Origin of the sequence: Pseudoalteromonas sp. S408, from assembly GCF_005886645.1 — a bacterium.
Classification (GTDB): domain Bacteria; phylum Pseudomonadota; class Gammaproteobacteria; order Enterobacterales; family Alteromonadaceae; genus Pseudoalteromonas.
The window spans coordinates 368,024-383,225 of record NZ_PNDY01000001.1 but is presented as its reverse complement, the minus strand read 5'-3'; the positions used below and the strand labels follow the sequence as shown (position 1 = coordinate 383,225).

12 protein-coding genes are annotated in these 15,202 nt (G+C 40.2%); 7 read left to right on the top strand and 5 right to left on the bottom strand.

Annotated elements, in window-relative coordinates; genetic code table 11:
- Nucleotides 1–359: 359 nt before the first annotated feature.
- The 4 genes from prfC (at nucleotide 360) to CWB62_RS01850 (ending at nucleotide 5,572) form a co-directional block, all read left to right on the top strand.
- Nucleotides 360–1,949 carry a peptide chain release factor 3 gene (gene prfC, locus CWB62_RS01865; protein WP_058403052.1) on the top strand — a complete coding sequence of 530 codons (1,590 nt, stop codon included), beginning with the start codon at nucleotides 360–362 and terminating at the stop codon, nucleotides 1,947–1,949.
- Between the two features lie 62 nt (nucleotides 1,950–2,011).
- Complete coding sequence (gene argS, locus CWB62_RS01860) at nucleotides 2,012–3,754, top strand: arginine--tRNA ligase (protein ID WP_138531051.1); 1,743 nt, start codon at nucleotides 2,012–2,014, stop codon at nucleotides 3,752–3,754.
- A 399-nt stretch (nucleotides 3,755–4,153) separates the two neighbouring features.
- Complete coding sequence (pdxH, locus tag CWB62_RS01855) at nucleotides 4,154–4,792, top strand: pyridoxamine 5'-phosphate oxidase (RefSeq protein ID WP_138528899.1); 639 nt, start codon at nucleotides 4,154–4,156, stop codon at nucleotides 4,790–4,792.
- 12 nt (nucleotides 4,793–4,804) lie between these two features.
- Nucleotides 4,805–5,572, top strand: coding sequence for a TatD family hydrolase (locus CWB62_RS01850; protein WP_138528897.1), 768 nt, complete (start codon nucleotides 4,805–4,807; stop codon nucleotides 5,570–5,572).
- Here CWB62_RS01850 and CWB62_RS01845 read toward each other — a convergent pair.
- On the bottom strand, nucleotides 5,539–6,159 hold the full coding sequence (locus CWB62_RS01845) for an AhpA/YtjB family protein (protein WP_058403049.1): 621 nt from the start codon (nucleotides 6,157–6,159) through the stop codon (nucleotides 5,539–5,541). The two genes, CWB62_RS01850 and CWB62_RS01845, sit on opposite strands and share 34 nt — an antisense overlap.
- A 142-nt stretch (nucleotides 6,160–6,301) precedes the next feature.
- On the opposite strand from CWB62_RS01845, the gene serB reads away from it, so the two are divergent.
- A complete protein-coding gene (gene serB, locus CWB62_RS01840; RefSeq protein ID WP_138528895.1) occupies nucleotides 6,302–7,321 on the top strand; it encodes a phosphoserine phosphatase SerB in 1,020 nt (339 codons plus the stop codon).
- Between the two features lie 18 nt (nucleotides 7,322–7,339).
- On the opposite strand, the gene CWB62_RS01835 is transcribed toward serB, so the two are convergent.
- Complete coding sequence (locus CWB62_RS01835) at nucleotides 7,340–9,817, bottom strand: PilZ domain-containing protein (RefSeq protein WP_138528893.1); 2,478 nt, start codon at nucleotides 9,815–9,817, stop codon at nucleotides 7,340–7,342.
- 358 nt (nucleotides 9,818–10,175) lie between these two features.
- Here CWB62_RS01835 and radA point away from each other — a divergent pair, with 358 nt between their 5' ends.
- Both radA and CWB62_RS01825 read left to right on the top strand, forming a co-directional pair.
- Nucleotides 10,176–11,561: a DNA repair protein RadA gene (radA, locus tag CWB62_RS01830; RefSeq protein ID WP_058403046.1), complete on the top strand. Its 1,386-nt coding sequence runs from the start codon at nucleotides 10,176–10,178 to the stop codon at nucleotides 11,559–11,561.
- Nucleotides 11,562–11,636: 75 nt separating this feature from the next.
- Nucleotides 11,637–12,569, top strand: a complete 933-nt coding sequence (locus CWB62_RS01825) for an aq_1923 C-terminal domain (RefSeq protein ID WP_138528891.1) — start codon at nucleotides 11,637–11,639, stop codon at nucleotides 12,567–12,569.
- Nucleotides 12,570–12,645: 76 nt separating this feature from the next.
- Here the strand turns inward: CWB62_RS01825 and serA are convergent, their stop codons facing one another.
- From serA to CWB62_RS01810, 3 genes are read right to left on the bottom strand one after another with little or no spacing between them, the layout of a single operon-like run.
- The gene (gene serA / locus CWB62_RS01820; RefSeq protein WP_058403044.1) at nucleotides 12,646–13,875 is read right to left on the bottom strand and encodes a phosphoglycerate dehydrogenase; all 1,230 of its coding nucleotides are present in this window, start codon (nucleotides 13,873–13,875) and stop codon (nucleotides 12,646–12,648) included.
- A 9-nt stretch (nucleotides 13,876–13,884) separates the two neighbouring features.
- A complete protein-coding gene (gene rpiA / locus CWB62_RS01815) occupies nucleotides 13,885–14,538 on the bottom strand; it encodes a ribose-5-phosphate isomerase RpiA (protein ID WP_058403043.1) in 654 nt (217 codons plus the stop codon).
- 53 nt (nucleotides 14,539–14,591) lie between these two features.
- The gene (locus CWB62_RS01810; RefSeq protein WP_138528889.1) at nucleotides 14,592–15,188 is read right to left on the bottom strand and encodes a 5-formyltetrahydrofolate cyclo-ligase; all 597 of its coding nucleotides are present in this window, start codon (nucleotides 15,186–15,188) and stop codon (nucleotides 14,592–14,594) included.
- Nucleotides 15,189–15,202 lie beyond the last annotated feature (14 nt).

Sequence of the window (15,202 nt, the reverse complement as noted above, 5' to 3'; positions counted from 1 at the left end):
ACGATTTGCTCATCGTTAAAATATACACTTTAATTAGAGATATACGCTCCAATAAACAGAGGTTTTAATTACTTAATTAGTCGATAGTTTGTATTTAGGCAGTGTCTTTTTACAAACAAAATGGCTTAAGCTTAAATATTAATAAAAAAGATCAGTTAATAACTAACCATTGATTGTTTAAAGGGTCAAGATCAGCGAAAATAGTCTTCAATTACGATTAACATAACGGATCGCAAATGAGGCGCTAATTTGCTCTTTGTTTTGGTGTGTTGAGGTTTCGAGGTTTAGTTATTTTAGCCTTTAAACGTCTGCACACTTCATAGTGACATTATCCGTATTTAAACTATAAGAACTTTTTAATGGCAGACCAAAATCTCCTTAGCGAAATAAGTAAACGACGTACCTTCGCAATCATCTCGCATCCGGATGCGGGTAAAACCACCATCACCGAAAAAGTACTATTGTTCGGACAAGCGATTCAAAAAGCCGGCACTGTAAAAGGCCGTGGCTCTAATCAGCATGCAAAGTCTGATTGGATGGAAATGGAAAAAGAGCGTGGTATATCGGTTACGACCTCTGTAATGCAATTTCCGTATAACAATGCGCTGGTTAATTTACTTGATACTCCTGGACACGAAGACTTTTCAGAAGATACTTACCGTACGCTGACTGCGGTAGATTCGTGCTTAATGGTTATTGATGCCGCAAAAGGTGTAGAAGAACGTACTCGTAAACTGATGGAAGTTACGCGCCTACGTACTACCCCTATTGTTACCTTTATGAATAAGTGTGACCGTGATATTCGTGACCCAATGGAGCTCCTTGATGAAGTAGAAACAGAGCTAAACATTGCCTGTGCGCCTATTACGTGGCCAATTGGTTGTGGTAAAGAGTTTAAAGGTGTTTACCATATTCATAACGACGAAGCGGTTTTATATAAAACAGGCCAAGGCCATACTATTCAAGAAGTACGTACAGTAAAAGGCCTTGATAACCCAGAGCTTGATACTGCTATTGGTGAAGAACTCGCTGAGCAACTACGTGAAGAGTTAGAGCTTGTAATTGGTGCTTCAAACGAATTTGATCTTGAACTATTTTTAGCGGGTGAACTTTCGCCAGTGTACTTTGGTACAGCCCTAGGTAACTTTGGTGTTGACCACGTGCTTGATGGTTTAACGCAGTGGGCGCCTACGCCATTACCGCGTGAAACAGAAGACCGCCAAGTCGTCGCATCAGAAGAAAACTTTACTGGTTTTGTGTTTAAAATTCAGGCCAACATGGACCCTAAACACCGTGACCGTATTGCCTTTATGCGTATTGTGTCGGGTAAATACAGCCAAGGCATGAAAATGAACCATGTACGCCTTGGTAAACAGGTCAGTATTTCTGATGCGGTAACGTTTATGGCGGGCGATCGTGAGCGTGCAGCAGATGCATTCGCGGGCGACATTATAGGCCTACATAACCACGGTACAATTCAAATTGGCGATACCTTTACGCAAGGCGAAAAGCTTAAATTTAGCGGTATTCCTAACTTTGCGCCTGAACTGTTTCGTCGCATTCGTTTGCGCGATCCGCTTAAGCAAAAGCAGCTATTAAAAGGTTTAGTGCAGCTTTCTGAAGAAGGTGCAGTACAAGTATTTAGACCGCTGATTAATAACGACTTAATTGTAGGCGCGGTAGGTGTACTACAGTTTGATGTAGTTGTAGCGCGCTTAAAAGCTGAGTACAACGTAGATGCTATTTACGAAGGTGTAAACGTCAATACAGCGCGCTGGGTAAGCTCAACTGACGTTAAAAAGTTTGAAGAGTTTAAACGTAAGTGCGAAAGCAACTTAGCACTTGATGGTGGCGATAACCTAACTTACATAGCACCGAGCCGTGTAAACCTTAATTTATCAACAGAGCGTTACCCAGAAGTAACCTTTAACCATACGCGCGAAAACTAAAATCAACTGACTACAGTCAACTGAAAGCCTGCTTAGGCGGGCTTACAAAGGTAAATAATATAATGAACATTCGTACTATTTTAGTAGAAAAAGCCATTGCAGCTATGACCGCAGCAGGCCTACCTGAAGATACAAACCCAGCGGTTACACAAAGCACACGCCCACAGTTTGGTGATTACCAAATTAATGGTGCAATGGGCGCCGCTAAAAAAATGAAAAGCAACCCACGTGAGCTTGCGAAAAAAATTATTGATAACCTAGATGTAAGCGACATTGCTGAAAAAACAGAAATTGCTGGCCCTGGTTTTATAAATATTCATTTAAAGCCTGAGTTTTTAGCCAAAAGCGTAGAAGCGGCTAACAGAGATGCAAAGCTTGCCGTAAACGAGCACGCTAACCCGCAAACTGTTGTGGTAGATTACTCATCGCCAAACCTTGCAAAAGAAATGCACGTAGGCCATTTACGTTCAACCATTATTGGTGATGCCATTGTACGCGCACTAGAATTTAGAGGCGATAAAGTCATTCGTCAAAACCACATGGGCGATTGGGGCACACAATTTGGTATGCTGATTGCGCATTTAGAAGATCAAATTAGCCAAGGCGTAGATTTAGAGTCGGTAGCGCTTGCTGATTTAGAAACGTTTTACCGCGATGCTAAAAAACGCTTTGACGATGAAGAAGGCTTTGCCGATAAAGCCCGTGATTACGTCGTTAAACTACAAGGCGGTGATGCGCACTGTGAAAAACTATGGAAATTATTTATAGCAACCTCAGTTAAGCACTCTGAGGAAGTTTACAAACGTCTAAATGTAACGCTTACTCAAGCTGATATTATGGCTGAAAGTGCCTACAACAGCGAGCTTAACGATATTATTAGCTTATTAAAAGATAAAAACATTGCTGTAGAGTCGCAAGGCGCACAAGTGGTGTTTTTAGATGAGCTTGCAAATAAAGATGGCGAGCCATCTGCGTTTATCGTGCAAAAATCAGGCGGTGGCTTTTTATATGCAACCACCGATTTAGCCGCATGTGATTACCGCTCAAATAAATTGGGTGCTGAACGTATTTTAATATTTGTTGATGCACGCCAGAGCCTTCACTTTAACCAAGTAGAGCTTACAGCACGTAAAGCAGGCCTTTTACGCGATGAAACAAGCTACGAGTTTTGCCCGTTTGGCACCATGATGGGCGCCGATGGTAAACCCTTTAAAACCCGTACAGGTGGCACTGTTAAACTTGCTGATTTACTTGAAGAGTCAATCAGCCGTGCAGCAACAAAACTAGCTGAGCGTGAATCCGGTTTATCGGATCATGATCGCAGCGAAATTGCGCGTAAAGTAGGTATTGGCGCAGTTAAATATGCTGATCTTTCTAAGCACCGTACCAGTGATTACATATTTAACTGGGACAGCATGTTAAGCTTTGAAGGCGCTACAGCACCTTACTTACAATATGCTTATACTCGCGTACGTAGTATTTTCCGTAAATCAGGTGTCGATGCCGCTTCGCTAAATGCTGATGTAGCCATCGCTGAGCCGCAAGAAAAAGCACTCGCACTTAAACTACTTCAGCTTGAAGAAGTGCTTGATTTAATGATCTCTGAGGCCACTCCGCACGTATTATGTGGTTACTTATACGAGCTAGCCAGCTTATACATGACATTCTACGAAGCTTGCCCAGTACTTAAAGAAGGCGTAGAGCCAAGCGTTCGTGACAGCCGTTTAGTGTTGTGTAATTTGGTGGCAGATACGTTAAAAATAGGATTGGATTTGTTAGGCATTGAAGTTATGGAGCAAATGTAATCACCGTCGTATTTTAACCTAATACTGCGTTATCCACCCCGACTTACCCTAATTACATACAAACCGTATGCTCATAGGGATAAGTAGGGTTGGATGCCTTGTCTTAGGCTAAACTACTTAGGTGAACGTCTGCTGTGTGAAGTTCACTTTATCAGCACTTCTACACTTGCAGGTGATTTTAGGCTTTACTTGACGAGCTCTTGTAAGTTAATCAATTTTGTAGCTGATAGCTGATAGCTGATAGCTGATAGCTGATAGCACCGTAGGTTGGGTAGAGTGAAACGAAACCCAACACTAAACTAACATTAAACAAAACACTTTTATTTTTGTTCTTATAACGATTAATTGCCTGACCTTACTTACCCACATACGCTTTAATAAACAGAGAAGGATTTGTTTATGAAACTCGAAGATATCCGCCGTGAATACCTACAAGACGCGCTAAGCGAAGATACGTTGCAAGATGACCCATTTAAACAATTTGAAACGTGGCTTGAGCATGCAGTGGGTAGTAATATTCCAGACCCAACGGCCATGGTTGTGGCAACGGTTGATGAAACAGGGCAGCCTTCGCAGCGTATTGTGCTGTTAAAACACCTTGATGATAATGGGTTTGTGTTTTTTACTAATACGGGCTCTCGTAAAGCACAAGAGCTAAAAAGTAATAATAAAATATCGTTGCATTTTCCGTGGCACCACATGGAGCGCCAAGTAATTGTGTACGGCGAGGCTAAACCGCTGCCTACATCTGCCGTGGCAAAATACTTTTTATCGCGCCCTAAAGAAAGCCAATTAGCCGCATGGGCTTCAGCACAAAGCAGGCCCGTGTCGTCGCGAAAAGTACTTATGGAAACCTTTGCGAATATGAAAAGCAAGTTTGCCAAAGGTGAAATCCCATTGCCAGACTTTTGGGGGGGGTACTGTGTAGTGCCTACTAAAATTGAGTTTTGGCAAGGCGGCGCTCACCGTCTACACGACCGCTTTATGTACCAGCGCCAGGATGATAATAGCTGGCAAATAACACGCTTAAACCCTTAAGCGGTTTACGCTATGAAATTTATAGACTCCCACTGCCACCTTGATTTTACTGAGTTTGACGCAGAGCGCGAATCACTTATAAAAGCGTGTGTGGCAAAGGGCGTTGAGCGCTTTATTGTGCCAGGTATTAGTTTGGCGCAATCTAAACAGTTAATTGAGTTTAAAAGTAAATACCCACACGTGCATATAGCCGCAGGGCTTCATCCTTACTTTTTAGCTGATCATAAAGAGTCTCATCTTGCGCAGCTGTTTGATTTTGCAAAAGCAAACATTAACCAGCTGGTGGCAATAGGTGAGTGTGGGCTTGATAGAAGCATTGAAGCCCTTACAAAGCAAACGTGGTTATTTGAGCAGCAAATAACGATTGCTAATGAGCTAAATTTGCCACTTATTATCCACCATAGGCAAAGCCATGATTTAATTGCGCAATCGTTTAAACGTTGTAAGCCAAAATATGGTGGGGTGATACATGCGTTTTCGGGGTCACTACAGCAAGCGCACTATTATATTCAACAGGGCTTTAAACTAGGTGTAGGTGGGATTATAACTTACGAGCGCGCATTAAAAACCCGTAATGTTATTGCTCAAATTGAGCCACAACATTTAGTGCTCGAAACCGACTCGCCCTCAATGCCACTGAGTGGGCATCAAGGTGAAATTAATACGCCGCTACACATTCCAAATGTGTTCAACGTACTATGTGGTTTAAAACAAATTAGTGATAAAAAGGCACTTGCTAAAGCGCTTTATAAATCTTGCTCAGAGGTTTTTTGCATATAGCGGTTTACCTGCCAACGTTTTAAACCACGCCCTAATTGCCATGTAAAAATACACGCAATAACCAGCATTAATAAAACTTGCCTACCTAAATCGTGAAAATGACTGTGGCTGTTCGATATAGCTGCACGCGTTAGATACGTTACAGACACAAAGCCAATAGGACGGTCATCATCACTTATAACAGGCTCTACAAAAGGGGTTTTTAGTTTACTTATTCCTGGAGTCGACTCTGGAAGTTGACCTAAAATGTGGTGCGACTGCCAATTATCGCTACTGGCAACTAAAATGCCCTGATGATCATAAATGGTAGCCGAAAGTACAAATTCGTCTTTAGCTATATCGTTACATATCGCATTTAGTTCGGGTTTGTTTTTTTCTATCAGTGGCGTTTTAACATTTAATGCCATAAATTGGGTTAAACTTTTTGCCGTGTTATCGGCGCTATCGTACAACAATTGATGACTTTGAAAGCTACTATTTACACCAACCCAGCTAAGCAATACAAAACAGCCCGCAGCTAGCAATAACCGCAAGAGTCGCTTTTTTTGTGATGCTGATATTGGATTTTTTAGATGGTTATTTTTCATAGTCACCGTATATGCTGCTGACAGAATTTTGATTTGATGTTACAACTACTACTATAACCTTAAACTGACCCTGATGGCGAATTTAGCACTATTTTCATCAACTTTTTTAAATCAGGTAAATAAAAATAAACACGGAGATCCCATGTCGCAAATCAGCATGGCACAGCTTATTTCACAGCAATCATTATCAATGTTAACGCTTAACCAATGGTTTGCTCATAAAAATGGGGTTTTTACGCTGTTTGACGGTGTACCAAATACACAAGACGGGTTATTTAGCATTGCGTTTGCAGGTGATTTTAATGCAACGAGTATAGATACATTCATTCAGTTTTTAGCTCACCATGGGCAAACGGTTACTGCGCTTTGCCAATACCAACCTGACTTAGGGTTATCACCAGCACTGTGCTTTTATACCCAAAATACAATGCAATCTATCAACCCACTAACGCTTAAAGCGTTTTCAGAAACACTAGAATGTCAACTAGTACAAATTAATACCCCGCCTAACCTATACGAGCCAGGCTTGCTAGTGATGGATATGGATTCAACAGCGATTACTATTGAATGCATCGATGAAATAGGGCGCTTAGCAAATGTTTATGATGATGTAGCATCCGTAACTGCACTTGCCATGGCGGGTAAACTTGATTTTAGTGAAAGCTTAAATCAACGAGTCGCTAAGCTTAAAGGTATTGAAAAAAGCCTTATAGATGAGTTAAAAAGTACCTTACCACTTATGCCAGGCATAAAAGCTTTATGCCAAGTATTAAAACATCACAATTGGTATTTAGCTATTGCCTCTGGTGGTTTTGTACCATTTGCAGAGCGTGTTCAGCAGCTTATTGATTTAGACGAAGTACATGCAAATGTGCTTGAATTCGAAGACGATAAGCTAACAGGTAAAGTGTTAGGTACTATTGTAGATGCACAGCAAAAGGCAATTATTTTAGAGTCCTTGCAGGCTAAGTTAGGTCTCAAAACAACACAAACCGTGGCGATTGGCGATGGCGCTAACGACCTTGTTATGATGGCAAAAGCTGGCCTTGGTGTTGCAGTACATGGTAAACCTAAGGTTGTTGGACAAGCGCAAGCCGCTATTTGTAAAGGCTCGTTATTACAGTTACTTTATATGTTAGCTATTCCGCTAGGTAAAAAGTAATAGTGACTGTTAAACCGCTTAGCGAGAGCGGTTTAACCAAATCAGTTTCCTGCGTCCCATTTGGTCAACCTTTTGTTGATCGAACTCAAAATGGCTCAACGCTTCTTCGGTAATATCAACCACATCACCTACACCTGTTACAGACCATAAAGCTTCTTCTAACTCTTTGGCTTTATGCAGAGCGTATTGGCTAACATAGCTAAGCTCGTTAGAGAGGTAGTCTGTATCTGGGCGACCGGTACGTGAAATATATAAACGCATAACAAATATAATTTCGGATTTAATCCCTTTGCTAATTTGTTCGTTAAAACTGCTGTAATCTTCACCGAGTATGCACTGACTTTGGATTGCATCGGTGGCTTTATCTTTACGGGGATCAAAATTGATTGCGAGCGTAAACGCAAGCGGTGGGTCTTGCCTGCTGCGATCTTTTATATTTGGGGTGATCACATTTAAAATTTGCTCGTCTGTTAATATACTCGATACATCTGTTTTATTACTAAGTAAGCCAAAGTTTTGCAAAAGTACATGCAGCGGGTTTGAATAAAGACCGTAGCCAATTGCGCCCACTTTAAAATGTGCCGCTTCTTTATGTAAATACAGCGGGAATTGGCAAACACTTTTAGTGACCATGTTTCTTAATGCGGTTGAAAGCCCTTCTATTTTAGGCGCTTCTTCGCTTACTTTTAATTTATTTTTGTTATTTTCAATTAACTGCGTAAAAAAGCTAACGCCTGCATGAGGTAAATCAGCCACTCTATTTGCTTTTAAATTAACGGTGGTCAGTGATTTACTAATGGCCATAACTTCATATTTGAGCTCGCCCAATTTATGTTTTTTAGTTATTTTTTGTAACTCAGGAAATGTTAAAAGGACGATATCGCCTTTTTTAAAGTTAACAGGCTGATCGCACTCTAGCTGCAGTCCCATAACTGAAAAATCACGAGTATGCCCGTTAAGCACCGTATCATTTATATGCAATTTAACGTCGGTTTTATATAAATAGCGCTTATGAGAACGTAAATTTACATACTCGAGCGCAACAATGTCTAAATAGGGAGCTGTTTTATGCTTTGCATGACCAAAAAGCTTAAGCTGATTAACAAGTGCCTTATCGTAAGTTCGCGCTTTATAATGAGCTTGCTCAACACTGTTACCTATACTGGTTAGCACCACAATATATTTTACGTCTTTTACTAGTCCTTCAACACGTGGGGAGGGCGGCTTATTGAGTTTTTCAATATTACTGCCCGCAGAGTTAGGCAGTGAAAGCGGTATGTATGCATCATCAGGATGACTTGGCATTATTTGAATTTTAAAACACTGCCAGCTTTCTTTTTGGCTACCAAATCCCAAGAATAAATCACGAAGTTTTGGGTTTTTATTAAGTTCGGTTCGTGTTGCAGAGTAAAAATAAACTTTCCCTGATGAGACGTGAGTAAATGTATACAGGTAATCTTCTTTTACTGCGGTTGTTTGTGTTAATAGTTCCGACACACGTTTGTGGTTAAGTATGTTATATAAACAAGGTACACTTTTTTCATCGGTAAAATAACGCTGAATAAAAATATTGTTTTCAGTGGTTAAGCTTAAGCTAGGATAATACAGGTCATCTTTTTTACTCAAAAACACATACAACGAAGTAACTCGAGGTATGTAATATTGCTCATACCCCTTAGATACAACGGCATCAAGCGTGTTATCTAAATTAACTTTGTAGCGGCGTTTATTTCCGTGGATAAAGCTTTCTAAAAAGTTATCAAAGGCTTCATTATTCTCAACATAAGTTCGCTTTAAGCGAATATGGTTGAATTCACGTGAAATATTCTCAACGGCAACCACTTCATATTGAATACCATTTTTTAAACCTAGTTCAAAGTCTTGCTCTAGGCCCACCAAACGCATTGCTATTAGTTGGCCTTTTCTAATTATATTTCGCTTTGCAAGCTTAATTTTACAGCCACTCAAAGAGATATCAGAGGTACTTGCCTTAATATTTTTGTTATCGTTATATTCAATTGTTACTTTAATTGAATAATTCATTCTTTCTTCTGCGCGGCTTTCGTAAGATGCAAACTTTATTACATTGGTATTTAGTAAATCTTCTTGCTCTTGCTTATTCCCTTTTTCGGCGGCTTCTTTTTGCATTACACGGTGATTATTTTCCGTATTCATAACCGCTTCATAGACGGCAAGCGTGTATTCGCCATGCTGTTTTAGAGCATTTTCAAACACTTCAATAGCCGTTTCATCCATAAAGTGCTGTTTACCGTTGTGTTCGTAAGGTTTTACTTGCCCTGTAACTAAACCACGTAGATCGATAAAGCGCGCAACAGGCTGAGAAAGGCGCGACATTTCCATTTTAATCAAAAACTGCTCAGGCTTTGTAAGCTCTGCTGTTTTTGATTTAAAAATTAGGTCAAACTTAGCGTTGCCTAAATATTGTTTTAGCTCATTCACGAGGGACTCGTGTTTGAGCATGATGTCATCAGCCATTTATAAAACCATCACCGTCTCTTTGAAAAGTAGGTATACTATTAAATCCATTTATTAGAAATTCAATAAACGTAAATCATGCTATGTTATTAATATAGGTACGATTTTTTGAGTAACTACAATTTAGTCTTTGTTATTATGTGTTATGCGCCATTTTATTGGCAAGTTACTTTTATTCAATTTTAAAGCAAAAACTGTGCCCTAAGATATATAAAAGCAAAACAGTTAATTAGGTAATGATTGTGGCTTAAGAAATTTCCACAGGCAAGCTATGTTGCTATGTAAATAGGTGAAATGGCAAAATAACAACAAAACAATACGTATTTTTAAATTCAATGATTAATAAATAAGGTTATTAATGGCTAAAGCGGCAAAAGTAGAGTTTGTTTGTACAGAGTGTGGCATGAATTACCAACGTTGGCAGGGACAATGTCGCTGCGGTGCTTGGAACACATTAGCTGAATTTAAACCCTCAGCAGGGCAAAGCAAAAAAACTGCAGCAAGAGCAAGTGTTGGCGGCTATGCCGGCGGAGTTGGTGGTGGTTCTAAAAAAATTAATGATATTGCGACCGTTGAAGCCGAAAAACAACTCACTGATATAGGCGAGCTGGATCGTGTGTTAAGTGGTGGTGTTACTACGGGCTCGGTAAATATTATTTCGGGCGATCCGGGTGCGGGTAAAACAACGCTTTTATCTGACTTAGTCGCAAGAATGTCAAAGCGTATGCCATCTCTATACTGTACAGCAGAAGAGTCTTTGTCGCAGTTTAAAAATCGCGTTAACCGCTTAAAGCTAGACTATGACGCCGACGAGCTTTATTTACTCTCAGAAACTAGCGTTGAAACCATTATTGAAGAGCTCGATAAAAATAAAATTAAGTTTGCAGTTATTGACTCTATTCAGGCTGTTGTTACCGATACAGCAAATGGTAGTCCGGGCTCACCTTCACAAGTTAAAAGCGCAGCTCAAGCGCTTACCCAGTATTGTAAGCAAAATGACGTGACTATGTTTATTATTGCTCATGTGAATAAAAACAATGAAATAGCAGGCCCGCAAACCTTAGTACACATTGTTGACGCGCTATTACACATAGACACTAATGATGGACAAATTCGTACCTTACGTGCCAATAAAAACCGTTTTGGTGATATTGATACGGTCGGTATTTTTAAAATGTGTGAACGCGGAATGTTAAGTGTAGACAACCCAAGCGAGATATTTTTGTCGGGGTCGACAACTGACTCTCCGGGTTCGTCTATTACCTGTATCCGTAAAGGTAATCGTAATTTATTACTAGAAATACAATGCTTAACAACAGAAACCGAAGCTGAATTTCCACAGCGCGTCTGTGTGGGTTTAAATATGAACCGAATAAAAATGCTTACCGGTATTTTACGCAAGCATACAAAAACTAAAATATTTCATGACACCTTTTTTAATATTGTAGGTGGTTTAAAAATTGATGAGTCAGAAACTTGCATAGATTTAGCGCTCGTTACCGCACTGCTTAGTAGCTTGAATGAATTTGTTGTACCACGCACAACGTGTATTATGGGCGAGCTTAGCTTAAATGGCGATGTCCGCCCAATAGACAGCGGTGTACCTCGAGTCAAAGAAGCTGCGCAGCATGGCTTTACAGAAATATTTATCCCGTTTCGTAATTACCATAAATCAATGGAAGGCTTAGGCGCTAAAATAACTCCAGTAAAAACGGTACATGAGTTATTGAGCCTAATTAATTAACGCTTACAGCGGTTGCTATGCAATGTTACTCTTAAGCAAGTACAATTTTTATAAAAAATAAAATAAGGAAATAACATGAAAAAATTAATAATAGCAGCAGCGATTATTGCCGCAGGTGTTGGCGGCGTTAGCTATGCTAACTATGTTGCAACCCAAGAGGTTCGTGCTGAAGTAGACAAGCAGCTGGCCATGGTGAGTGAGCAAACGGGTGCAACATTTAAATATGCTGGCTTATCAGCAAGTGTTATTTCAAAAAGTGTTGAAATTACAAACATGGAAGTAATAAGCCCTGAGGGCGAGAGTGTTGCCAACGTTCAAAGTATTGAAGTTAAAGGCTACGAAACTGATAAAATTTCACCGCATACATCGCTTGATGTAAAAAATCTGACACTGAGTAAAGACTTTATTGCCACACTGCCAGCTGACACAAACGCAATATTAGCGTCAGCAAGTTACAACCTGCATTCATCTTTAGATTATAATGAAGAGTCGGGTGAGAGCGATATGGTTGTTAAGCTCAATGCTAAAGATGTGATTAGTTTTAATATGGATATAGGATTAGCTAATTCTAAACCGCTTATGGATACGTCGCTTGCTATGAGCAAAGAGCAAAAGCAAGCGGGCGATACCCCTCTAACTTATGAGCAGCAGCTGCAACAACAAACACGTATGATGCAAGCAATGAGCAAACTTGAACCACGTAACGCAAGCTTTGTCATAAATAACCAAGGGAAACTTAAAGAGTTATTTGAAAGTGAGCTTTCAAAGCAAGGTATGACTATTGAGCAAATGCAAACAATGCTAGCCCAGCAGTTAGAGCAAGCGCCTATTACGGAAGAAATTGCTAGTGCGTTAACAAGCTTTGCCAGCGGTTTAAATTCGTTAACTGTTTCAGCAAAGCTACCTGAAGGCCAAACTATGATGGAAGTTAACCAGCAGTTAATGATGCTAGCTGGTAAGCCAGAAGAACTGGTTAAGTTTATAAATTTAGAAGTTAAGGGCGACTAATCACGATAAGTTGTTAAATCATAATTTAAAAAGCCGCACTTGTTTAATCAAATGCGGCTTTTATTATAGATAATGTTTAGTGAAGAATACGCGCTCTAATTGTTCCCTCAACCGCACTTAGCTCTTTTAGTGCTACTTCAGAGTGGTCGGTATCAACGTCAATAACCACGTAGCCAATTGCTTCATCAGTTTGTAAGTACTGAGCCGCTATATTGATACCGTGCTGCGCAAACGCTTGGTTAATTTGCGTAAGTACACCAGGGCGGTTGTGATGAACGTGTAATAAGCGGCTGCGGTTAGCAAGCTCTGGCAGAGATACCTCAGGGAAGTTAACAGCCGTAATTGTTGAGCCGTTATCTGAATATTTAGCTAATTTACCTGCCACTTCAATACCAATATTTTCTTGGGCTTCTTGTGTTGAACCACCAATATGCGGGGTTAAAATAACGTTATCAAAATCACGTAGTGGCGAGATAAATTCTTCATCGTTAGATTTAGGTTCAACAGGGAAAACATCGATTGCTGCACCGCTTAGCTTTTTCTCAGTAAGTGCTTCTGCAAGGGCGTCAATATCAACTACCGTGCCGCGCGAGGCGTTAATTAAAATAGCGCCTTGTTTCATTACTGCAAGTTCAGCTGAACCAATTAAGTTTTTAGTTTGCGGTGTTTCTGGCACATGCAAACTAATTACGTCAGATCGCTGAAGTAGCTGAGTCAAGTTATGCACTTGTTTTGCATTACCGAGTGTTAGCTTATCTTCAATGTCGTAAAACTCGACGTTCATACCAATGTTTTCAGCCATGATACCGAGTTGCGTACCAATATGGCCATAGCCAATAATACCCAAGGTTTTACCACGAGCTTCAAACGAGCCTGTTGCTGTTTTTAACCACTCACCACGGTGGGCAGCAGCATTGCGCTCAGGGATCCCGCGTAGTAAAAGCAAAATTTCGCCAAGTACTAGCTCTGCAACAGAGCGAGTATTAGAAAATGGGGCGTTAAATACTGCAATACCACGCTGGCGAGCACTATTTAAGTCAACTTGGTTAGTACCAATACAAAAACAGCCTATAGCAATTAGCTTTTCCGCTGCATTTAAAACAGCTTCATTAATATGAGTACGAGAACGCAGACCTACAAAGTGCGCGTCTTTTATACGCTCTTTTAGCTCGTCTTCAGGCAGCGATGTTTTAACGTAGTCTATATTGCTGTAACCATTTCGTTTTAGCGTTTCAACTGCGCTTTGGTGCACACCTTCAAGCAAGAGAATTTTAATTTTGTCTTTTGCTAACGATACCTTACTCATAACCTCATCCTATTTAATTTGAGGCCCATTTTTAGTGCCGATAATTACTTTATCAGCACCACGCATCGCAAATAGGCCATTGGTAACTACGCCAACAATTTGATTTATATCTGTTTCAAGTTGTTTAGCATTGGTAATGTTTAAATTATATACGTCTAAAATAACGTTACCGTTATCGGTAACTACACCTTGGCGATAGACTGGATCGCCGCCTAATTTCAATAATTCACGTGCTACGTAACTGCGCGCCATTGGAATAACTTCAACTGGAAGTGGGAAGTCACCCAATGTGTCTACTAGTTTTGTGTCGTCAACAATACACACAAACTGCTTAGCAACTGCAGCCACAATTTTTTCACGGGTAAGTGCTGCACCACCGCCTTTGATCATTTCGTTTAGGGCGTTAATTTCATCCGCGCCATCGACGTAAACATCGAGTGTATCTACCTCGTTTAGCTCAAATACTTCAATGCCGAGTTCTTTTAAACGTGCAGTTGAGGCTTCAGAGCTTGATACAGCGCCTACCAAGGTATCTTTAACGGTGCCAAGGGCATCAATAAAGTGATTAACGGTTGAGCCTGTGCCTACACCTACTATGGTGTTTTCTTTTACAAACTCGAGTGCAGCCCATGCGGCTGCTTTTTTTAATTCATCTTGTGTCATTATTTTGTGCTCTTGTATGTCAAACGTGTGCTGTAAGCATGTGAATAATCACATCACCAGCAGTAATTTTTGCTCGGTGTTATTATAGTTTTAAGTGGTACGTCCCATGATTCTACTGGTAATAAATCAACTTTTTGGCACTCATGTGCAAGGCCTATAAGTTGCGGTTTTTGCCAGTTTTCATCATGTAAACGAGCCAACGTTCTATCGTAAAACCCACCCCCCATTCCTAAGCGATTACCTTGGTTATCGAATGCAACTAACGGCATAAGTAAGTAGTCAAGCTTGGGTAAAGGGCATATTTGACTGCAATTTAGCTTAGGTTCAAAGATACCATAGCGATTTGCCCTCATGGGTGAGTTTTTCTCATAGCGCTGAAACAATAAGGTGGCGCCATTAAATGGGTGTATTACTGGTAGGTAAATAACGTGATTTAAGTTCCATAATTCTTTAATTAACAAGGAGGTACCAAGTTCTCCGTCATTACTTAAATAAATGGCGATATGCTGACTTTCAGCTGTTTTTTTTGATTTTAAGTATTGAATAAAATTCATACTTAATGATTGAGATGCTAAATTTTGCTGTTCACTAGACAGATTATTACGTAATTCGCGAATAGATTTTCTTATTTGGGCGCGTGATTCGCTCATTTTTTAAACTTACT